20 protein-coding genes and 2 pseudogenes are annotated in these 19,175 nt (G+C 68.8%); 14 read left to right on the top strand and 8 right to left on the bottom strand.

Annotation, left to right across the window (positions count from 1 at the left end):
- Window positions 1-61 precede the first annotated feature (61 nt).
- Both obgE and proB read left to right on the top strand, forming a co-directional pair.
- Window positions 62-1,705 (top strand): GTPase ObgE, encoded by a 1,644-nt coding sequence (obgE, locus tag ABD255_RS30355; RefSeq protein ID WP_344220056.1) that lies wholly within the window; start codon window positions 62-64, stop codon window positions 1,703-1,705.
- A 78-nt stretch (window positions 1,706-1,783) separates the two neighbouring features.
- Window positions 1,784-2,896: a glutamate 5-kinase gene (gene proB, locus ABD255_RS30350; protein ID WP_344220054.1), complete on the top strand. Its 1,113-nt coding sequence runs from the start codon at window positions 1,784-1,786 to the stop codon at window positions 2,894-2,896.
- Here the strand turns inward: proB and ABD255_RS30345 are convergent.
- Genes ABD255_RS30345 through ABD255_RS30330 form a run of 4 tightly spaced genes read right to left on the bottom strand, consistent with a single transcriptional unit; the run spans window position 2,882 to window position 6,324 of the window.
- Window positions 2,882-3,289, bottom strand: a complete 408-nt coding sequence (locus ABD255_RS30345) for a universal stress protein (protein WP_344220052.1) — start codon at window positions 3,287-3,289, stop codon at window positions 2,882-2,884. The genes proB and ABD255_RS30345 overlap by 15 nt on opposite strands.
- A gap of 1 nt (window position 3,290) precedes the next feature.
- Window positions 3,291-4,814, bottom strand: a complete 1,524-nt coding sequence (locus tag ABD255_RS30340) for a tripartite tricarboxylate transporter permease (RefSeq protein WP_344220050.1) — start codon at window positions 4,812-4,814, stop codon at window positions 3,291-3,293.
- Window positions 4,814-5,320 (bottom strand): tripartite tricarboxylate transporter TctB family protein, encoded by a 507-nt coding sequence (locus ABD255_RS30335; RefSeq protein ID WP_344220048.1) that lies wholly within the window; start codon window positions 5,318-5,320, stop codon window positions 4,814-4,816. The genes ABD255_RS30340 and ABD255_RS30335 overlap by 1 nt, the downstream gene beginning before the upstream one ends.
- Window positions 5,320-6,324, bottom strand: a complete 1,005-nt coding sequence (locus ABD255_RS30330; protein ID WP_344220046.1) for a Bug family tripartite tricarboxylate transporter substrate binding protein — start codon at window positions 6,322-6,324, stop codon at window positions 5,320-5,322. Before ABD255_RS30330 ends, ABD255_RS30335 begins: the two co-directional genes overlap by 1 nt.
- 146 nt (window positions 6,325-6,470) lie before the next feature.
- Here ABD255_RS30330 and ABD255_RS30325 point away from each other — a divergent pair, with 146 nt between their 5' ends.
- A complete protein-coding gene (locus ABD255_RS30325) occupies window positions 6,471-8,087 on the top strand; it encodes a sensor histidine kinase (RefSeq protein ID WP_344220044.1) in 1,617 nt (538 codons plus the stop codon).
- Window positions 8,084-8,761, top strand: coding sequence for a response regulator transcription factor (locus tag ABD255_RS30320; protein ID WP_344220042.1), 678 nt, complete (start codon window positions 8,084-8,086; stop codon window positions 8,759-8,761). Before ABD255_RS30325 ends, ABD255_RS30320 begins: the two co-directional genes overlap by 4 nt.
- 6 nt (window positions 8,762-8,767) lie before the next feature.
- Here ABD255_RS30320 and ABD255_RS30315 read toward each other — a convergent pair whose 3' ends face one another.
- Window positions 8,768-9,424: a GntR family transcriptional regulator gene (locus ABD255_RS30315; protein WP_344220040.1), complete on the bottom strand. Its 657-nt coding sequence runs from the start codon at window positions 9,422-9,424 to the stop codon at window positions 8,768-8,770.
- Here ABD255_RS30315 and ABD255_RS43875 point away from each other — a divergent pair.
- The 5 genes and pseudogenes from ABD255_RS43875 (at window position 9,360) to ABD255_RS30285 (ending at window position 14,022) form a co-directional block, all read left to right on the top strand.
- Window positions 9,360-10,570 (top strand): annotated as a pseudogene (locus tag ABD255_RS43875) (Ldh family oxidoreductase). The gene ABD255_RS30315 and the pseudogene ABD255_RS43875 overlap by 65 nt on opposite strands.
- Window positions 10,567-10,887 carry a putative quinol monooxygenase gene (locus ABD255_RS30300; protein WP_344220037.1) on the top strand — a complete coding sequence of 107 codons (321 nt, stop codon included), beginning with the start codon at window positions 10,567-10,569 and terminating at the stop codon, window positions 10,885-10,887. The pseudogene ABD255_RS43875 and the gene ABD255_RS30300 overlap by 4 nt, the downstream one beginning before the upstream one ends.
- A complete protein-coding gene (locus ABD255_RS30295) occupies window positions 10,884-11,294 on the top strand; it encodes a cupin domain-containing protein (protein WP_344220035.1) in 411 nt (136 codons plus the stop codon). The genes ABD255_RS30300 and ABD255_RS30295 overlap by 4 nt, the downstream gene beginning before the upstream one ends.
- Window positions 11,291-12,709 (top strand): aldehyde dehydrogenase family protein, encoded by a 1,419-nt coding sequence (locus tag ABD255_RS30290; protein WP_344220033.1) that lies wholly within the window; start codon window positions 11,291-11,293, stop codon window positions 12,707-12,709. Before ABD255_RS30295 ends, ABD255_RS30290 begins: the two co-directional genes overlap by 4 nt.
- 68 nt (window positions 12,710-12,777) lie before the next feature.
- The gene (locus ABD255_RS30285) at window positions 12,778-14,022 is read left to right on the top strand and encodes a glutamate-5-semialdehyde dehydrogenase (protein ID WP_344220031.1); all 1,245 of its coding nucleotides are present in this window, start codon (window positions 12,778-12,780) and stop codon (window positions 14,020-14,022) included.
- A 27-nt stretch (window positions 14,023-14,049) separates the two neighbouring features.
- Here ABD255_RS30285 and ABD255_RS30280 read toward each other — a convergent pair whose 3' ends face one another.
- Both ABD255_RS30280 and ABD255_RS30275 read right to left on the bottom strand, forming a co-directional pair.
- Window positions 14,050-14,736 carry a 4'-phosphopantetheinyl transferase family protein gene (locus tag ABD255_RS30280; protein WP_344220029.1) on the bottom strand — a complete coding sequence of 229 codons (687 nt, stop codon included), beginning with the start codon at window positions 14,734-14,736 and terminating at the stop codon, window positions 14,050-14,052.
- Window positions 14,733-15,632, bottom strand: a complete 900-nt coding sequence (locus ABD255_RS30275) for a winged helix-turn-helix transcriptional regulator (RefSeq protein ID WP_344220027.1) — start codon at window positions 15,630-15,632, stop codon at window positions 14,733-14,735. The genes ABD255_RS30280 and ABD255_RS30275 overlap by 4 nt, the downstream gene beginning before the upstream one ends.
- Window positions 15,633-15,688: 56 nt before the next feature.
- On the opposite strand from ABD255_RS30275, the gene ABD255_RS30270 reads away from it, so the two are divergent.
- Window positions 15,689-16,888 carry an MFS transporter gene (locus ABD255_RS30270; RefSeq protein ID WP_344220025.1) on the top strand — a complete coding sequence of 400 codons (1,200 nt, stop codon included), beginning with the start codon at window positions 15,689-15,691 and terminating at the stop codon, window positions 16,886-16,888.
- Between the two features lie 212 nt (window positions 16,889-17,100).
- Here the strand turns inward: ABD255_RS30270 and ABD255_RS30265 are convergent, their stop codons facing one another.
- Window positions 17,101-17,550 (bottom strand): Lrp/AsnC family transcriptional regulator, encoded by a 450-nt coding sequence (locus ABD255_RS30265; RefSeq protein WP_344220023.1) that lies wholly within the window; start codon window positions 17,548-17,550, stop codon window positions 17,101-17,103.
- A 143-nt stretch (window positions 17,551-17,693) separates the two neighbouring features.
- On the opposite strand from ABD255_RS30265, the gene ABD255_RS30260 reads away from it, so the two are divergent.
- From ABD255_RS30260 to rsfS, 4 genes and pseudogenes are all read left to right on the top strand, one after another.
- The gene (locus ABD255_RS30260; protein WP_344220021.1) at window positions 17,694-17,822 is read left to right on the top strand and encodes a hypothetical protein; all 129 of its coding nucleotides are present in this window, start codon (window positions 17,694-17,696) and stop codon (window positions 17,820-17,822) included.
- Between the two features lie 78 nt (window positions 17,823-17,900).
- Complete coding sequence (locus tag ABD255_RS30255; protein ID WP_344220019.1) at window positions 17,901-18,056, top strand: hypothetical protein; 156 nt, start codon at window positions 17,901-17,903, stop codon at window positions 18,054-18,056.
- An 18-nt stretch (window positions 18,057-18,074) separates the two neighbouring features.
- Window positions 18,075-18,695 (top strand): nicotinate-nucleotide adenylyltransferase, encoded by a 621-nt coding sequence (nadD, locus tag ABD255_RS30250; protein WP_344220017.1) that lies wholly within the window; start codon window positions 18,075-18,077, stop codon window positions 18,693-18,695.
- Window positions 18,696-18,720: 25 nt separating this feature from the next.
- Window positions 18,721-19,083 (top strand): annotated as a pseudogene (rsfS, locus tag ABD255_RS43870) (ribosome silencing factor); the annotation flags it as partial.
- Window positions 19,084-19,175 lie beyond the last annotated feature (92 nt).

The following is a 19,175-nucleotide window of genomic DNA, read 5'->3' as shown; positions in this document are numbered from 1 at the left end:
TAGCGCGACCCGCCCTTCGGCTATGTACAGAGATAGTTCTCCCAGCAGGAAGTTGAAACCGATGGCGATCCCCAGCTTTGTCGACCGGGTCACGGTGCATGTCACCGGTGGCAACGGCGGAAACGGCTGCGCCTCGGTGCACCGGGAGAAGTTCAAGCCACTGGGCGGCCCCGACGGCGGCAACGGCGGTGACGGCGGCAGCATCATCCTGCGCGTCGATCCCGACCTGACCACGCTGGTCGACTACCACCGCTCCTCGCACCGCTCCGCGACGAACGGTGCTCAGGGCAAGGGAGACCACCAGGCCGGATCCAAGGGTGGCGACGTGATCCTGCCGGTCCCCGACGGCACCGTCATCAGTACTCCGGACGGCGAGGTGCTGGCGGACCTCGTCGGCCCCGGCGCGGAGTACGTCGCGGCGCAGGGCGGCAAGGGTGGTCTCGGCAACGCCGCGCTGGCCAGTTCCAGCCGCAAGGCGCCCGGCTTCGCCCTGCTCGGCGAGGACGGCGAAGAGCGCACGGTCGTGCTCGAGCTCAAGGTGGTCGCGGACGTCGGGCTGGTCGGCTTCCCGAGCGCCGGCAAGTCGTCGCTGGTCGCCTCGATCAGCCGGGCCCGGCCGAAGATCGCGGACTACCCGTTCACCACGCTGATCCCGAACCTGGGCGTCGTCGTGGCCGGCGAGGCGATTTTCACCGTCGCCGACGTGCCCGGCCTGATCGAGGGCGCCAGCGAGGGCCGCGGCCTCGGCCACGACTTCCTGCGGCACGTCGAGCGCTGCGCCGCCCTCGTCCACGTGATCGACTGCGCCACCTACGAGCCCGGCCGGGACCCGCTCAGCGACCTGGACACGATCGAGGCGGAGTTGAAGGCCCATGGCGGCCTGGAGGATCGGCCGCGGCTGATCGCCCTGAACAAGGTCGACGTGCCGGACGCCAAGGAGATCGCCGAGATGGTGACGGCCGAGCTCGAGCAGCGCGGCCTGAAGGTCTTCCCGATCTCGACCGCGAGCCACGAGGGCCTGGACGCGCTGAAGTTCGCGATGGCCGAGATCGTCCTCAAGCGCCGGGCCGAGATGGAGAAGCCGGACACCACCCGGATCATCATCCGCCCGCACGCGACCGGCGGCGCGGAGTTCAAGATCAAGAAGACCCCGGAAGGCGGCTGGCTGATCCAGGGCGAGAAGCCCGAGCGCTGGGTCCGGCAGACCGACTTCGGCAACGCCGAGGCGACCGGTTACCTGGCCGACCGGCTGAACCGGCTCGGCGTCGAGCGCGAACTGCTGGAGCTCGGGGCGATGGCCGGCGACGACGTCATCATCGGCGACGGCCCGAACGCGGTCGTCTTCGACTTCGCTCCCGAGGTCCAGGCCGGCGCGGAGCTTCTCTCCCGGCGCGGTGAGGATCAGCGGCTGGATGAGGACCGCCCCGCCGCGCAACGCCGCAAGAACAAGGACGAGCAGTACCACGCGCTCAAGGCCGGCGAGATCGAGCGCCCGGCCGACCTGTCGGAGTACGGTCAGGGCTGGGTCGAGGACGAGGTCGACCTGTCCCCGGCGGAGGCGAAGGCAGCGCAGAAGGCCGCCGAGCGGCTGGCCCGCAAGCAGGCGCGCGAGCTCGAAGCCGAGCTGGAACTGCGGGCCGAGCGGGAGTTCGCCGCCGGCCAGGACATCGACATCGAGGCGGAGAGCAAGAACCAGAACGCATGATCCGCGGCCGTCGACGGAGCCGGCCGGGCGTGATGCGCTGAAGCACCGAAGTCAGGAAACACTGATGCGGGACAGCTCATGAAGCGGCGTACTGCGGTCGTCGACGCCGGCCGGATCGTGGTGAAGGTCGGGTCGTCGTCACTGACCCAGCGCGGCAAGATCGACCTCGAACGGCTGCGCCTGCTCGTCGACGCGATCGCCGCCCGCCGGGTCGAGGGCACCGAGGTCGTCCTCGTCTCGTCGGGAGCGATTGCCGCCGGCCTCGCTCCGATGGGTTTACGCTCCCGCCCGCGCGACCTCGCCACGCAGCAGGCTGCGGCCTCCGTCGGCCAGGGCTTGTTGATGGCCCGCTACAGCGAGGCTTTCGCCGCGCACGGACTGCGCGTCGGCCAAGTCTTGCTGACTGTCGACGACGTGACCCGGCGGAGCCACTATCGCAACGCCTACAGGACTTTCGCACGGTTGCTGGAGCTCGGCGTCGTCCCGATCGTGAACGAGAACGACACTGTCGCCACCACCGAGATCCGTTTCGGAGACAACGACCGCTTGGCCGCGCTGACCAGCCACCTGGTCCACACCGACGTACTCGTGCTGCTGTCGGACGTGGACGGCCTGTACGACGGGGATCCGCGCAAGCCCGGCACCACCATGATCACCGATGTCCGCGGCGCGGCCGACCTGGCGCCGCTGAGAATAGGCCGGACCGGCTCGTCCGGCGTCGGTACGGGTGGCATGCAGACGAAGGTCGAAGCGGCCGCGATCGCCACGGAGGCAGGGATTCCGGTCGTGCTGACGTCGGCCGGCAACGTCGGCGAGGCGCTGCGCGGCGATCCGGTCGGCACGATCTTCCACCCGACCGGCCGACGCCGCAAGACCCGGCTGCTGTGGCTCGCTCACGCGACCTCGGGGCAAGGCCGGCTGCTGCTCGACGAAGGCGCCGTCCGCGCGGTGACCGAGCGCCGTACGTCGCTCCTGCCGGCCGGTATCAGCGGAGTCGAGGGGACCTTCTCCGCCGGTGATCCCGTGGACCTGGTCTCACCGGCCGGAGTGGTCGTCGCGCGCGGCCTGGTCAACTACGACGCCGCCGAACTGCCGGATCTGCTCGGCCGCTCGACCCGGGACCTGGCGCGCGAGCTCGGCGCGGCGTACGAGCGCGAGGTCGTCCACCGCGACGATCTAGTGCTGCTCTGACAGTCGGCTTTTCACTGCCAGGACAGGGCATTCGGCTTCGAGCAGGATGGTCTGGGCCTGGCTGCCGAGCAGCAGCTTGCCCACCGGAGTACGGCGCCGGAGGCCGATCACGATCAGTTCGGCGTTCAACTCGTCCGCCAGCTTGAGGATCTGGTCGGCCGCGTCCTTGCTCTCCACCAGTTGGGTCAACTCGTGCTCGACGCCCGACGCGGTCAGCCGTTCCTCGACCGACTGCCACTCGGTGCCGGACGCGAACCGCTTGTCCACCAGCGATTCGCCGCGGCTGGAGTTCACCACCACCAGCCGCTGGTGCCGGCGCTGCGCCTCGTCGATCGCGCTCTCCAGCGCGGCCACGCCTTCCGGGGTCGGCACGTACCCGACGATGATCGCCACCTCAGTCTCCCGTCTGGTCGGAGTTCACGAGTTCCTTGTCCGTACTGCGACGCCGCAGCCGCCCGACGATCGGCGGAACCACCAGCACCAGCAGGATCACGACGTACACGAGCTTCGAGAACCAGGTGTTGTAGAGTCCGCTGACCTGGCCGTCGCTGATCTGCAGCGCGCGCCGCATCTGCTCCTCGGCGGTGGGCCCGAGGATGATCCCGATGATCGCCGGTACGACGGGCAACCCGAACCGGCGCATCCCGAATCCCAGCGCGCCCAGCAGCAGCAACAGCCACAGGTCGAAGGTGGACAGGTTGGCCGCGTAGGCGCCGATGCTCGCGAAGAACAGGATTCCGGCGTACAGGTAGGGCCGGGGGATCCGCAACAGCTTGGCCCACATCGGTGCCAGCGGCAGGTTGAGCGCGAGCAGGATCACGTTGCCGATGAAGAGGCTGGCCACGAGTCCCCAGACCAGGGTCGACTGGGTCTCCAGCAACCGCGGACCGGGCTGGATCCCGTAGCTCTGGAAGGCGCCGAGCATCACCGCGGCGGTCGCGGTGGTCGGGATCCCCAGCGTGAGCAGGGGAACCAGACCACCGGCGGCCGACGCGTTGTTCGTCGCCTCGGGACCGGCGACGCCCTCGATCGCACCCTTACCGAACTCCTCGGGGTGCTTGCTCAGCTTCTTCTCGGTGACGTACGACAGGAAGGTGGGGATCTCGGCGCCACCGGCCGGGATCGCGCCGAACGGGAAGCCGATCGCCGTACCGCGGAGCCAGGGCTTCCAGGAGCGGCGCCAGTCCTCCCGGGACATCCGGGCGGCGCCGACACTGATGATGTCGGCCGGCGTCCGCCGCAGGTGCGCCGCGATCCAAAGCGCCTCACCGACCGCGAACAGGCCGACCGCGACCACCACGACATCGATGCCGTCGGCAAGCTCCGGCAGGCCGAGGGTGAGTCGCTGCTGGCCGGAGGTGGGGTCGATCCCGATCAGGCCGATCAGCAGCCCGATCCCGAGCGCGGCCAGGCCGCGCACCTTCGACGATCCGAGCACGGTGGTGACGGCGATGAAGGCCAGCACCATCACGGCGAAGTAGTCCGGCGCGCCCATCTTCACCGCCAGCTTGACGATGCTCGGGGCAACCAGCGCCAGCAGCAGGGTGCCGATCGTGCCGGCGATGAACGACCCGATCGCCGCCGTCGCCAACGCGGCCGCCGCTCGGCCCTTGCGGGCCATCTTGTTGCCCTCGATCGCGGTGACCACCGACGCGCTCTCGCCCGGGGTGTTCAGCAGGATCGAGGTGGTCGAACCGCCGTACATGCCGCCGTAGTAGATGCCGGCGAACATGATGAAGGCCTGGGTCGGCTCGAGCGAGTAGGTGATCGGCAGCAGCAGCGCGATCGTCATCGCCGGGCCGATGCCCGGCAGCACGCCGATCGCGGTACCGAGCAGGACGCCGACGAAGGCGTACAGCAGGTTGGTCGGGTGGGCCGCGGTGGCGAAACCGTTCAGCAGTTCGTTGAGCGCGTCCATCACAGGATTCCCTTGAGGATCCCGACCGGCAGCGCGATGCCGAGGCCGAGGTTGAACAGGTACCAGGTGCCGACCGACAAGACGATCGAGATGATCGCGTTGCGGATCAGGTGCCGGCTGCCGAGTGCGAAGGTGGTGCCGAAGAACAGCACCGCCCCCGACACCGGCCAGCCGAGCCGGTCGATCAGCAGGATGTTGGCGACGAAGGCGACCACCAGGAGCCCCAGGGTCTTCCAGTCGCTGCCGTGGGCGAGATCGACGTCCTCACCGGCCTCCTGCTCGCCCCGACCGCCGCGGAGTACGTCGATCGCGAGCAGGACGGCCGTCCCGATCAGCAGCACGCCGACCGTGATCGGCACCGTCTTCGGACCGACCGGGCCCCGGGTGTCCAGTTCCTGGAGTTGCAGGGCGTCGATCACGGCCCAGCCGCCGAGCAGCAGGAGCAGGAGGGCCACTCCGAGTTCGGAGCGGCCCTGCTTCAGGGTGCTCACGGACTGGGTGCTCATCAGGCGACGAGACCCAGCTCTCGCAGGACGCCGGCGACCCGGTCGTTCTCCGAGGTGAGGAAGTTCTTGAACTCGTCCCCGGACTGGAAGGCGTCGGTCCAGCCCTGCTTGGCCAGAGTGTCCTTCCACTGCTGGGACTCGTGCATCTTGGTCAGCAGATCGACGTACTGCCGCTTCATCTCGTCCGACAACCCGGGCGGGGCGACAATGCCACGCCAGTTGGTGAAGACCAGGTCGACGTCCAGGCTCTTCAGCGTGGGCGCGTCGACACCTTCCACCGGCTGCTCGCTGGTGACCGCGAGAATCTTCACGTCACCGGACTTGGCCTGCGCGGCGACCTCACCGATGCCGGTCGCGGCGAAGGCCACCTTCTTGCCGAGGATCGCGGTCAGCAGTTCGCCGCCGCCGTCGTACGCGACGTAGTTGACCTCCTTGGGCTGCACGCCGACGGCCTTCGCCAGCAGCATCGGGGTGAGGTGGTCCGGGCCGCCCGCGTTGGACGCGCCGCCGACCGGCACCTTGCCCGGGTCCGCCTTCCAGGCGGCGACCAACTGGTCGAGGCTGGTGTACGGCGAACCCTTCGGTACGACGATCGCCTCGGCCTCCGCGATCATCTTCGCGATCGGCACGGTGTCGTTCAGGGTGGCCTTCGACTTGTTCGTGAAGACGGCCCCGACGACGCCGAGTCCCATCTGCATCAGGATGTCCTCTTTGCCCTTCTCGTTCACCAGCCGCTGCAGGCCGACCGTGCCACCGGCGCCGGCGGTGTTGAACACCTCGACCGTGTCGGTGAGCTTGGCGTCCTGCATCGCCTTCGCGGCGGCCCGGGCGGTGGTGTCGTAGCCGCTGCCGGGGGAGTTGGGGACGAGGATGCGCAGCCCCTCGACCGGGCCCGAGCTGGCTCCGCCGGAGGTGTTGTCGTCGGCGCTCACGCCGCAACCGGTCGCCGCCAGGGCGACCGCGAGTACTGCGCTGATGCTGGTGAACCAGGTCCGTGTCTTCACGGCGGTCTCCTTCTTCGGGTGGTGCGATTGCCGTCAGCGTGTCGCGGCTACGAAGGGGTGTCACCGTTACGAACGCAAACTCAGTTGTGCTCATTGTGCTCACGCCGCCATGGCGGGATCCGGCGCCGCCGAGCACAATCGGTCCCGTGAAGGCTGGATGGACTGGGTTGGCCGGGCGGCGTCGATGGACCCTCGCCGGGCGGATGCTGGCCGTCCAGTTGCTGATCGTGCTGGTCGTGCTGGTCGGCGTGGCCGCGGCGTCGGTGGCCCAGTCGAACGCGCGGTACCGCGACACCGAAGGCCGGCGGGCGCTTGCCATCGCCGAGCGGCTCGCGGTGACGACCGGCGTACGCCAGGCGGCGGCGACCCGGGCGCCGGGGTACATCAGCCAGGCCCAGTCGCAGGTGGAGTCCGACCGGGTCTTGTCGGACTCGACCTACGTCGTGGTCGCGGTGGTGCGGGACCGCCGGATCATCGTCTCCACGGATCCGTTGCCGGTGACCTCGGTGTCACAGCTGCAGGACACCGAGGCGTTCCTGGGCCGCGGCTGGATCGGGCGGGACGAGGTCACCGGCGCGGCGCTGGCGATGGCGCCGATCATCAACGAGAACACCCGGGAGACCGACGGCGTGGTCGCGGTCGGCCGGCAGTACCCGTCCCTGCTGGCCAACCTGGCCGCGGCCCGGCCCAACCTGCTCACCTACCTCGGCATCGCCAGTCTGCTGGGCGTGCTGGGGTCGTTGCTGTTGGCAAGAACCGTCAAACGGCAGACGCTCGGACTGGAGCCGCGCGAGATCACCGGCCTGGTCGAGCAGCGGGAGGCCCTGCTGCACGGCATCAAGGAGGGCGTGCTCGCGGTCGATCTCGAGCGGCGGATCACGATGGTGAACGACGAGGCGGCGCATCTGCTGGGCCTTCCGTTGACCTCGGCCGGGCGGGCCCTCTCGGCGGTGGACGAGACCGGGCGCCTGGTGGAGATCTTCGACGGCACGGACACCGCCACCGACCGGATCCTGCCCTTGCACGGCCGGGTGCTCACGCTGAACCGGATGCCGGTCCGCAGCCACGGCCGGCACATCGGCTGGGTCGCCACCTTCCGCGACCGCACCGAACTCCTCGAACTGCAACGAGAACTCGACCTGACCCGCAACACCACCGACACCCTGCGGGCGCAGGCGCACGAGTTCAGCAACCGGATGCACATCGTCAGCGGGCTGATCGAACTGGGGGAGTACGACGACGTCCGCCGCTACATCCAGCGCGTCGCGGCCGACCAGACCGAACTGACCGCCGGGATCACCGCGCGGGTCGCCGATCCCGCTGTGGCCGCCCTGCTGATCGCGAAGTCGAGCCAGGCTGCCGAGCGTGGGGTCAGCTTCGTGGTGGATCAGGGGACTTGGCTGCCTCGTCTCGACGAGCGACTCGCGACCGACGTGTCCACTGTGCTGGGGAATCTGGTGGACAATGCGCTGGATGCTGCCACCGGTGCTCGGGATCCGTTCGTCGCGGTGGAGGTGCTGGAGCGGGCGGGCGCAGTACGGATCGAGGTTCGTGATTCGGGGCCTGGAGTGGACAGCGCCATGCAGCATCGGGTGTTCACGCCTGGGTTCAGCACGAAGGACAGTGCCGGGGACGATCGGGGGATCGGGTTGGCGTTGGTCCGGGTCATCTGCCGTAAGCGCGGTGGCGACGTGACCGTCCACAATGAGTCCGGCGCCGTGTTCGTGGCGACGTTGCCGGTGCTGGCGGAGGCTCGAACGTGATCCAGGTGCTCGTCGTCGACGACGACTTCATGGTGGCGCGGCTGCATTCGAGCGTGGTCGCTTCACAACCCGGCTACGAGGTCGTGGGCGCCGCTCGTACGGGCGCCGACGCGCTCGCCGCCGTACGGACGCTCCGGCCGGACCTCGTCCTGCTCGACATCTATCTGCCGGACATGAGCGGGCTGGAGGTGTTGCGCCGCTTCCGCGAATCGTCCGCGGACTACCCGGTCGACGTGATCGTCATCAGCGCCGCCCGCGACCTCGACACCCTCCGTACTGCGCTCCGCGGCGGCGTCTTCCAGTACCTCGTCAAACCCTTCGAGGTCGAGTCGCTGCGGAACCGGCTGGAGGACTACGCCGGCCACCAGGCCGAGCTCCACCACCTCACCGAGGTGCACCAGGAGGAGGTCGACCGCGTCTTCCGCACCACCAGCGGGCGTCTTCCTGCTCCCAAAGGCATCAGCCCCGAAACCACCGATCTCGTACTGCGGGCCTTGGGCGACGCACCGGAATCCGACCTGTCCGCCACCGAGTGCGCTGAGGTGACGGGCCTTTCCCGCAGCAGCACTCGTCGCTACCTGGAACATCTGGTGACGATAGGTCGAGCCGAGATGCGGCCCCGCTACGGCGTCGCCGGGCGTCCGGAACGCCGCTATAGGCTTCTCAGCCGGTAGATCCCTTCAGGGCAGGCGCTCGCCGATGGCCGCTAGGGCGGTGTCTCGGGCGCCGAGGACGTGGGTTTCCGCCAGGTGGCGGGCGCGGGCGCTGTCTCGGGCGATCAGCGCCTCGAGGATGGCCTCGTGTTCGTGCAGGGCGGCGGTGCGGCGGGACTGGGACTGGTTGGTGAAAGCCCGGTACCGGGCCATCTGGCCGTCGACCTGCTCGTGCAGGCGGGCGGCCCAGCCGTGGGCTGAGATCTGCGCGATCTTCAGGTGGAAGTCGTGGCCCGCGTTCATCGCGTCGTCGGCGAATTCGACCAGCTTCTGGTTCCGCGCGACCAGCAGCGACAGTGCCTCGACTGCCTCCTCCGTCATGCGTTCGGCGGCTTCGCCCGCCATCAGGCCCTCCAGCGAGGCCCGCACGGTGTAGAGCTCGTCAATCTCCTGAGCCGACAGCGACCGGACCACCATGCCGCCCGTCGGCAACTGCTCCAGCAGGTCCTCCGCGAGCAACAGCCTGAGGGCCTCCCGGAGCGGTGTCCGGCTCACCTGGAGTTGCTGGGAGAGCTCCGGTTCGAACAGCCGTCGCCCGGGCGGCAGGTCGAGCGACAGGATGCGCCGCTTCAGTTCGGCGTACACGACCTGGCCGCCGGAAACCCGCCGCACTCTGTCCGTCATCCGAAACCCTCCTTTGCGTACTTGTATACAAGTATGCTTCTCTAGCTCTAGTCTCGCACCCCGATCGGAGCAAGGCATGCCCCATCCTTCGCCATCAGCGCCGGACACCGTCCAGCGGACGCGCCCTGCTGCCCTCCTGAGCTTCACCGAGGCCGTACTGCGCGCCGAAGGCGTCCCCGCAGCCGACGCTCACCTCCTGGCCGACACTCTCGTCACGGCCGAGCTCTGGGGCCACGCATCCCACGGTCTGCTCCGCCTGCCCTGGTACGTCGCGCGGCTCCGCAGCGGGGCGACCCGGCGAGTCACCCAGGTGGAAACCGTCCGCGACACCGGCGCCCTGGTTGTCCTCGACGGTCAGCACGGCATCGGTCAGGTCATCACCGATCAGGCGGTCGCTCTCGGCATTCTCAGGGCGAAGGTTCACGGCATCAGTGCGATCGGCATCCGCAACTCGGGCCACTTCGGCACGGCCGCGTACTTCACCCGACGAGCCGCCGAGGCCGGCTGCGTCGCACTCCTGTGCACCAACGCCAGCCCCGCGATGGCTCCGTGGGGCGGCCGGGAGAAGAGCATCGGCACCAACCCGTGGTCGATCGCGGCGCCGGCCGGCCGTCACAAGGTCGTCGTGATGGACCTGGCGAACACGGCGGTTGCCCGGGCAAGGTCTACCTGGCGGCCGAGCGCGGCACGGCGATCCCGGAAGGATGGGCGGCCGATGCCGAGGGCAACCCGACCACGGATCCGCGGGCCGCGATCGAGGGCCTGATCCTGCCGATGGCCGGACCCAAGGGCTACGTGATGTCGTTCATGTTCGACGTCCTGGCCGGAGTGCTGACCGGAAGCGCGTACGGCGATGCCGTGGCCGGGCCGTACCAGCCGGACGCGACGAGCGGAGCGGGACATCTCCTGCTCACCATCGACGTCGCCGCGATGGCCGACCCCGAGGAGTACGCAGTACGGATGGAGGCGCTGGTCGACGCCACCCGCGCGGCCCCGAAGGCGTCCTGGGCGGAGGAGATTTTGGTGCCAGGCGAGCTCGAGGAGCGCAACGCAGTACGGAATGCGGAGGGGATCACGTTGGCTGCGACGACGTGGGAAAGCCTGGCGACGCTGGCGACCGAGACCGGAGTGGAGCTTCCGTCATGATCACGCTGACCGTTTCCCTGCAGGTGATTCCGGGGCATCTCGAACCGTTCGTCGAGGCGATCCGGACCAACGCGGAGCGCTCGTTCACCGACGAACCGGGCTGCCTGTTCTTCGACGTCAGCCAGGATCTCGCCGACGACCACCACTTCGTCCTGCGCGAGTCGTACGCCGACGAGGCGGCGGTCGACGCACACCGCGAAGCGCCGCACTTCAAGGTCTGGCGCGCGGCCGTCGCCGAGCACGTCGTCCCCGGCAGCCAGGTCAACACCCTGGCGAGCCGGCTCTTCCACCACCACTCCCCGGAGGCCAACCGATGAGCCTGTTGATCCACCCCGACCAGGTAGAACCGTTCGACCGCGGCAACGGCGTCGTCACCATCCCGTACGTCGGACGCTGGAACGCCGACGACAACCGGATCACCACCGGCCAGACGGTCTTCGCCCCCGGCACCGGCCTTCCCGTGCACAGCCACAACGTCGAGGAGTCCGTGCTGATCCTCGAGGGCCTGGCCGTCGCCGAGATCGACGGTAAGACCTTCGACCTGGTCGCAGGCGAGGCCACCTGGGTCGAGGCCGGCATCCCCCACCGCTTCCTCAACCGCGGCGACACCCCGATGCGCATCTACTGGGTCTACGGCGGCCGAGACGTCACCCGCACCATCACCGCCACCGGCGAAACCTTCGAACACCTCTCACCCAACGACCGAGGCGGCCTGACCACATGACCACCACCGTCAACCCGGCCACTGGCGAGGTGCTCGCCCGCTACACCCCGATGACTCGGACCGAGGTCGACCAAGCAGTCACCAAGGCCGCCACCGCAGCCGCCGCCTGGGGAGGCTCAGCGCCGGCGGCCGCGGGTGCCTTCGCCGTCGGGCAGGCTGGTGCGAGTCTCGCAGTTCGTCTTCAGGTGCTTTCGCGCTTGGCTGGGCAGTTGCGGGCCGACTCCGACCGCCTGGCGAGCCTGATCACCGCCGAGATGGGGAAGCCCATCGCGGAGGCCGAAGGTGAGATCGAGAAGTCCGCCCTCACCGCCGACTACTACGCCGCCAACGCCGAAGCCATCCTCGGTGATGAGCAGGTTGAGGTTCAGGGAGCAAAGGCCTGGGTGTCGTACGAACCCATCGGACTCGTCCTCGCGGTCATGCCGTGGAACTTCCCGGTCTGGCAGGTACTCCGGTTCGCCATCCCGACGCTTGCCGCCGGCAACGGGGTGCTGCTCAAGCACTCCCCGAATGTGACCGGTTCCGCCCTGGAGCTGGAGCGGTTGTTCGTCAGAGCAGGTTTCCCCGAGCACCTGGTCACCACGCTCGTGATCGACGAGCCCGAGGTACCGGAAACCATCGAGCGGCTGATCGAGGACGACCGCATCGCCGCAGTCACACTCACCGGCAGCAACCGAGCCGGCGCAGCAGTCGGAGCAGCCGCCGGCAAAGCATCGAAACGCTCAGTCCTGGAACTCGGCGGCTCAGACGCGTTCGTCGTACTGGCCGACGCCGACGTAGAAGCCGCCGCCGCAGCCGCAGTGAGAGCAAGGTTCACCAACTCGGGCCAAAGTTGCGTCTGCGCCAAACGCTTCATCGTCGAAGCACCAATAGCCGACGAGTTCCTGGACCACTTCATCCTCGGCGTAAAAGCACTCGCAGTAGGCGACCCAACAGACCGCGCCGTATCACTCGGTCCACTAGCAAGAGACGACCTCCGAGCAGCCCTCCAGAAGCAGGTGGACGACTCGGTCGCAGCAGGCGCAGTACTGGCTGCAGGCGGCCACAGCATCGACGGCCCCGGCTACTACTTCGAGCCGACAGTACTGACCGGCACCGGCCCCGGGATGCCAGCCTTCGACGAGGAGACCTTCGGCCCGCTAGCAGCGGTAGCAGTCGCCGCAGATGCGGAGGAGGCGATCACCTTGGCCAACAGCACGCAGTACGGTCTGGGGCTGAGCGTCTGGACCAGTACGCCGGACCGTGGCGTCGAGGTGGCTCGGCGAATCACCTCCGGCGCCGCGTTCATCAACGCGGTAGTGGCGTCGGACCCGCGCCTCCCCTTCGGCGGCACGAAGCGCAGCGGCTACGGCCGAGAGCTGTCGGCCGCAGGCATCCGTGAGTTCACCAACACGAGGACCTACTGGGTCGCCTAGGGTTCTCAGGTGATAGCCAGGCTGAGACGCCTGGGCAGGGCGGCGGGGGATCGCCCTACGATGGAGCTGTGAGCGAGATCATCGAGTTGTGCCGGCAGGCCCGTGAGGCCTCCTACGCGTTGTCGGCGGCTTCGCGGGCGACCAAGGACGCGGCGCTGCACGCCATGGCCGCGGCCCTGCGTGCGAACACCGACCAGATCGTCGCGGCGAACGCCAAGGACGTCGCCGCGGCGAGAGAATCCGGTACGCCGGGGTCGACCGTGGACCGGCTCGCCCTCGACCCGGCCCGGGTGGACGCGATGGCGGCAGGGCTCGAGCAGCTCGCCGGCCTGGTGGACCCCGTCGGCGAGGTCGTCCGCGGCTACACCCTTCCGAACGGGCTGGAGTTGCGCCAGGTGCGCGTGCCGTTCGGTGTGGTCGGCATCATCTACGAGGCCCGCCCGAACGTGACGGCCGACGCGGCCGGGATCTGCCTGAAGTCGGGCAACGCCGTCCTGCTGCGCGGCTCGTCCTCCGCGGCCGAGTCCAACGCCGCGATCATCGCCGTACTGCGCTCCGCCGCGGCCGAGGCGGGCTTGCCCGAAGACGTGATCCAGGGCGTGCCGGGGGACCGCGCCGCCGTGAAGGAACTGATGCAGGCGCGCGGCCTGGTCGACGTACTGATTCCGCGCGGCGGCGCCGGCCTGATCCAGACCGTGGTCATGGAGTCGACCGTGCCGGTGATCGAGACCGGCGTCGGCAACTGCCACGTGTACGTCGACGAGGATGCCGACCTGGATCTCGCGCTCACCATCTTGCTGAACGCGAAGACGCAGCGGCCGAGTGTCTGCAACGCCGCGGAATCCCTGCTGGTGCACGCATCGGTGGCTTCGGAGTTCTTGGCGAAGGCGTTGCCGGCGCTGGCCGAGGCAGGCGTGACGGTGCACGGCGATCCCGCGATCGTTGCTGCTGGCAATGATGTGGTTGCCGTGACCGACGAGGACTACGGCAAGGAGTACAACTCGCTGGATCTGTCGGCTGCCGTGGTGGACTCGCTGGAGGCCGCGGTCGAGCACATTCGGAAGTACAGCTCGGCGCACACCGACGCGATCATTACCCGGTCGCAGGCCGCCGCCCGGCGGTTCGTGCAGGCGGTCGACTCGGCGGCTGTGGTGGTGAACGCGAGCACTCGGTTCACCGACGGTGGCGAGTTCGGCTTCGGCGCGGAGATCGGGATCTCGACGCAGAAGCTGCACGCCCGCGGGCCGATGGGTCTGCCGGAGATGACGTCCACGAAGTACGTCGTCATCGGCGAGGGCCAGATCAGGAGCTGACTCAGGACCTCAGCGGCGGGCTGTTGCCTACGACCTGAGCAGGGGGCCGGCGTCGATCGAGCGTACGTCGGGCGCCTCGTCCGACAGCACGGCGAGCGCGGCGGCGTACTCGTGGCCGGCCTGCAGATCCACCAACTGGACGGGTCCGCCGTAGCCTGGCCATTCGACCAACACGGGTGGCTGGTCGGGCGCGCTCACGATCACCTTGCGCAGGTCCGCGCGGATCCCGTCGCCGGTCGCCTTCACGACGGCTTCCTTCCGAGTCCAGTACGTCGTGAACGCGCGCGCCCGTTCGCCCGGCTCGAGAGTGGCGAGGTACTTCGCCTCCGATTCGCCCAGGCTGACACCGGCCAGCGAGTCCGCGTCGATCTGCGGATCCACCAGTTCCACGTCGACGCCGACCGCAGTACTGGGGTGGAACGCGACGGCGATCAGGTCACCGGAATGCGACACCGACAACTGCATCCCCTCGCTCGTCACCTTCCCGTGCGGCCGGCTGCAGTCCGGGCAGCTCCGATCCAGTTTCACCGCGGCCGGCGCCTTGATGAACCGCTGACCCAGCACTCGGCGAATCATCGCCGCCCCCAGCAGGAAGCGCGCCTTGTCCTCATCCCGCGCGTAGGCCGCCAGCCGGCTCTTCTCCGCGTCATCCAGGTCCGCGGCGAGCTCAGGCCGGGCATCCCGCACCCGCGCCCACCAGATCTCAACCGTCACAGCTGCCCCACCCTGAAGGCCCAACCGACTGCCTCGGGGATATCAGTCACCGGGTACTTGACCGCCTTGATCACTCGGTCTCCGCCCACCACCAGCACGAACCTCTTCAGCCGCTCGTAACCCCCGACCCTGAAAGTCGGCAGCCGAAGCGCGGCGGCCAACTCGAGCTCTGTGTCGGAGAGCAGCAGATGCGGGATGTTCTCCAGTTCCGCGAACGCACGCTGCTCATCAGGCCGCTGCGTACTCACCCCATGCACCGCGATCCCAGCGCTTCCGAAGTCCGCGGCCCGCTCAGCGAACAACTTGTTCTCCAACGTGCACCCCGCGGTCCCGGCGATCTCATTCCACCCCTCCGGCAACTTGCTCGGCCGCCCAGTCGCCGGATACCCGAAAACCACCGTCGCCTGCGCGCCGACGTCCACCACATCCCGCAGTACGGCGTGGGCTCCGGTCGGGAGCAGCAGATCCTCGGGGATGCGGTGGCCGACGAGTTCATGGACGCGGTGGGCGGGGGCTTCGTCGGAAGTGTTGGTGCCGGTGAGTTCGCCGTCGCCGAGAAGCCAGCGGTCGCCCCAGTCCTGCAGCGCGACGAGCACCGGCAGCAGGCCGCGGCCGCGCGCCGTGAGCTTGTAGGCGTACCGGACGGGACGCTCCTGGTAGGCCTCGCGCTCGACCAGCCCGCTGTCGAGGAGGCTGTTCAGACGCTCGGTCAGCACCTTGCGGGAGATCCTCAGCGACTCCGCCAGCAGATCGAACCGGTCCAGCCCGCGCGCCAGGTCCCGGACGATCAGCAGTTCCCAGCCGTCACCGATCACGCCGAGGGACTGGGCGATCGCGCAGTCCGGCTCGGGGGAGTAGCTGCTGCGCCGCACGGCGACCTCCAATCCGGTTGCCACCACGCTAGCTGGCTCGCTAAGTTCCCATTGGGAACTCACTCTAGCGCGGGGTGGCGATGTACTGGCGTCGAGTGGCGGAACTGCCCGGCTGGTTGAAGGCGGTGATGCTCGGGCAACTGGTGAGCTCGGCCGGTTCGCTGGCGTGGATCTACCTGACGCTCTACCTGGTCGAGGACCGGGGGATGTCGCCGCAGCAGGCCGGCTTCGCGGCAGCGGCGTACGGGGTGGGGTTGCTGCTGGGGAATCTCGGTGGCGGGTGGTTCGGGGATCGGTTCGGGCTGCGTACTGCTGCGGTGGCTAGTCAGCTCAGTTGGGCGGTGGCGTGCCTAGCGATGCCGGTAGTGCCTACTGCTCTCTTGGCCGGGCTTGCCGCTGTTGCGGGGCTGTGCGGCGGCGCGACTCGACCTAACCTCAGCGCACTCGTCGCTACTGCCTTGCCTGCTGAGCGGCGCCGCGAGGGGATTGCCCTGTCGCGCTCGGCGTCCAACGCCGGCTTCACGATCGGTCCTCCGCTGGGCGGCTTGCTGGCGGCGTACGACTTCTCTCTGGTCTTCGTGGTCGACGCGGTGAGCAGTGTGGTGCTTGCTGCCGTCATCTGGCGCTGGGTGCCGAGTGCAGTCCGAGTGGTGTCGGCTCAGGCATCCGGTGGTGTGTGGCGCGCGCTGCGTCAAGACCGCTCGGTGCTGGTCTTGCTGGCGGCGATCGTGGTCGTCGACACCGTCTACCGCCAGCTCTACGCCACCCTGCCGCTGCTACTGCGCGACGCGGGATCACCCGCAGTCGCGTACGGCGTACTGATCGGCCTGAGCTCGGTGCTGATCGTCCTCTTGGAGGCGCCCCTCGCGATGCGCCTACGCGAGCATCGCTCAACCCGGGTCATCGCCACCGGCTTCGTTCTAGTCGGGCTGGGCCTATCCGTCCTGGGCTTCTGGCCGGCCCTAGCAGGCGCTGCTGTAGCGGTAGCGATCATCACCGCCGGCGAGATGCTCTACAAACCCACCGCCACAGCCCACGTAGCCGACGCAGCCCCCGAAGGAATGACCGGCCGCTTCTCCAGCCTGTACGCCGCCGCCTCCATCTCCGGCATGTTCCTAGCCCCGGCTTTAGGAGGCGCTGCCTACCAACACATCCCCACCCTGCTCTTTCTGGCAGCAGCCGTCCTAGCCCTAACCGCAGCCGTCACCACCTACTTCTCCAGCCAACGCACCCCAACCCCAGCCGCACTCTCCGCCCGCACCACACCGCCGCCTAGCTAGCACCCGCCCTGCAATCACAGCCCAGCCCTCCGCGCGCACCACATCGCCGCCTAGCTAGCAACCGCCCTGCAATCACAGCCCAGCCCTCCGCGACCTTCCCCAGCCGCCGCCTCAACCACAGCCGCGCCCGCCAGGGCGCAACCGCAGCCCAAGCCGGCGGCCCACCAGACCATCCAACGCCCAGGGGCGCCACCTCCCCGCAGTACCGGCATCTACTCCGGCAGCGGCGCCGGCCTCGCCTCCCAGCGCGTGGACAGCACCACCGTCGTCCGCGTCCGCACCACCCCGTTCACCCGCCGCAGACTCCCCACCACCGCCTCAAGCTGCGTCACATCGGCAACCCGCACCTTCACCACCAGTTCCTGATCCCCAGCCACGAACCAGCAGTCCTCCACCGCCGGTATCTCCCGAACCCCTTCAACGATGTCGTCCGTCTCCACGTCGTCCCGCTGGAACAACCCGACCAGCGCACTGGTCCCCAGCCCGACCTGATCCGGCGCGACCACCGCGCGGTACCCGAGCAGCACCCCACGCTCCTCCAGCCGCCGGACCCGCTCCTGGACGCTCGGCCCCGACAGCCCGACCACCCGGCCGAGCTCGGCCCAGCTGGACCGCCCGTTGGCCCGCAGCGCCTCGACCAGCTGCCGATCGATCGCATCCATGCGCAATCCTCCGTTTGCCAGAGATTCGTAGGGAGATCAGCTGATCTGCCTTCAATTCGTTTGTGTAATACCAAAACTCATCGTATAATTTCAAGTGTCGAAGCCGCCCGCTCCGACCTCCGGTACAACCTTGTGAAGGACTCATGATCACCCCCGAAGTCGCCCGTGCCCACATCGACGAGATGCGCCGTGTCGCCGCGCTTTACCATCGCGACCATGTCGGACCCTCCGCTTGGCGCCGGCTGCTGACCCGCTACGTGCGGCACAGCTGACCCACCTCCCGCGCGACCGGCAGGCCTCAGGCCCACCGGTCGCGCTCGCGTAGGCCGGCAAGAGATAGGCTCTGCCTCATGCTTTCCCTCCTCCTGCCGCAGCTCGCGGCCGTCGAAGGGGCCTCCGAGGCCTCGCACATCTCCCCGTGGTGGTACGGCGGGTTCACGATGGTCGCTCTGACCGGGCTGCTCCTCATCACCGTGATCTTCGGCAAGGGCCGGCCGCACAGCTGAGCGGCGGAACGAGCTGACGTGGATTCCCCGGAACGGGTGCGACCCGGCCGCCGCCTGGGCGTGATGGGCGGCACGTTCGACCCGATCCACCACGGTCACCTGGTGGCGGCGAGCGAAGTACAGTCGTACTTCGATCTGGACGAGGTGATCTTCGTCCCGACCGGGCAGCCGTGGCAGAAGCTGGAGCGCGCGGTCTCACCGCCCGAGGACCGGTATCTGATGACGGTGATCGCGACCGCCTCGAACCCCCGGTTCTCGGTCAGCCGGGTGGACGTCGACCGGCCCGGGCCGACGTACACGATCGACACGCTGCGCGACCTGGCCAAGCTGTATCCGGACGCGGAGCTGTTCTTCATCACCGGTGCCGACGCGCTGGCCCAGATCCTCACCTGGCGCGACGTCGACGAGATGTTCAAACTGGCCCAGTTCGTCGGCTGTACCCGGCCGGGGACCGAGTCGCTGGAGCTGCCGCTGGATCGGCTCCCGATGGATCGGGTCACCCTGCTCGAAGTACCGGCCCTGGCCATCTCGTCCACCGAGTGCCGCGCCCGGGTCGCCAAGGGCAACCCGACCTGGTACTTGGTGCCGGACGGCATCGTCCAGTACATCGCCAAGCGCCAGCTCTACACCAACCACTAGAAGGCCAACTATCAAAGGATCAGGCATGCCTGCCACCGAACGCGCCATCGAGCTGCTCACCGCGGCAGCCGAGGCGGCCCACGACAAGAAGGCCGAGAACGTTCTCGCGTTCGACGTCTCCGAGCAGCTCGCCATCACCGACGCCTTCCTGGTCGCGTCGGCCTCCAACGACCGCCAGGTCCGCGCGATCGTGGACGCGGTCGAGGAGAAGCTGCGGGTCGACTTCGACGCCAAGCCGGTACGCCGGGAGGGCGCGCGCGAAGGCCGCTGGGTGCTGCTCGACTACCTAGAGATCGTCATCCACGTCCAGCACGACGAGGAGCGCAGCTTCTACTCCCTCGAGCGCCTGTGGCGCGACTGCCCGATCATCCCGCTCCCGGGCCCGGACGGCACGATGCCCACCACCGGCCCTGCTGACGCGGCTGGCACCACCGGCTCTGCTGACGCGGCTGGCGCCACAGGCTCTGCTGAGGCGGCTGG

Origin of the sequence: Kribbella sancticallisti, assembly GCF_039530625.1 — a bacterium.
In the GTDB taxonomy this organism is placed as follows: Bacteria; Actinomycetota; Actinomycetes; order Propionibacteriales; family Kribbellaceae; genus Kribbella; species Kribbella sancticallisti.
This window is presented reverse-complemented; position numbering and strand designations above follow the sequence as displayed.

Bases quoted from the DNA above. Each gene is read 5' to 3' on its own strand.
- obgE (WP_344220056.1), top strand. From the start codon at position 62: ATGGCGATCCCCAGCTTTGTCGACCGGGTCACGGTGCATGTCACCGGT.
- proB (WP_344220054.1), top strand. From the start codon at position 1,784: ATGAAGCGGCGTACTGCGGTCGTCGACGCCGGCCGGATCGTGGTGAAG.
- ABD255_RS30340 (WP_344220050.1), bottom strand. From the start codon at position 4,814: ATGGACGCGCTCAACGAACTGCTGAACGGTTTCGCCACCGCGGCCCAC.
- ABD255_RS30335 (WP_344220048.1), bottom strand. From the start codon at position 5,320: ATGAGCACCCAGTCCGTGAGCACCCTGAAGCAGGGCCGCTCCGAACTC.
- ABD255_RS30315 (WP_344220040.1), bottom strand. From the start codon at position 9,424: ATGACGGACAGAGTGCGGCGGGTTTCCGGCGGCCAGGTCGTGTACGCC.
- ABD255_RS30300 (WP_344220037.1), top strand. From the start codon at position 10,567: ATGATCACGCTGACCGTTTCCCTGCAGGTGATTCCGGGGCATCTCGAA.
- ABD255_RS30295 (WP_344220035.1), top strand. From the start codon at position 10,884: ATGAGCCTGTTGATCCACCCCGACCAGGTAGAACCGTTCGACCGCGGC.
- ABD255_RS30290 (WP_344220033.1), top strand. From the start codon at position 11,291: ATGACCACCACCGTCAACCCGGCCACTGGCGAGGTGCTCGCCCGCTAC.
- ABD255_RS30270 (WP_344220025.1), top strand. From the start codon at position 15,689: ATGTACTGGCGTCGAGTGGCGGAACTGCCCGGCTGGTTGAAGGCGGTG.
- ABD255_RS30265 (WP_344220023.1), bottom strand. From the start codon at position 17,550: ATGGATGCGATCGATCGGCAGCTGGTCGAGGCGCTGCGGGCCAACGGG.
- ABD255_RS30260 (WP_344220021.1), top strand. From the start codon at position 17,694: ATGATCACCCCCGAAGTCGCCCGTGCCCACATCGACGAGATGCGCCGT.
- ABD255_RS30255 (WP_344220019.1), top strand. From the start codon at position 17,901: ATGCTTTCCCTCCTCCTGCCGCAGCTCGCGGCCGTCGAAGGGGCCTCC.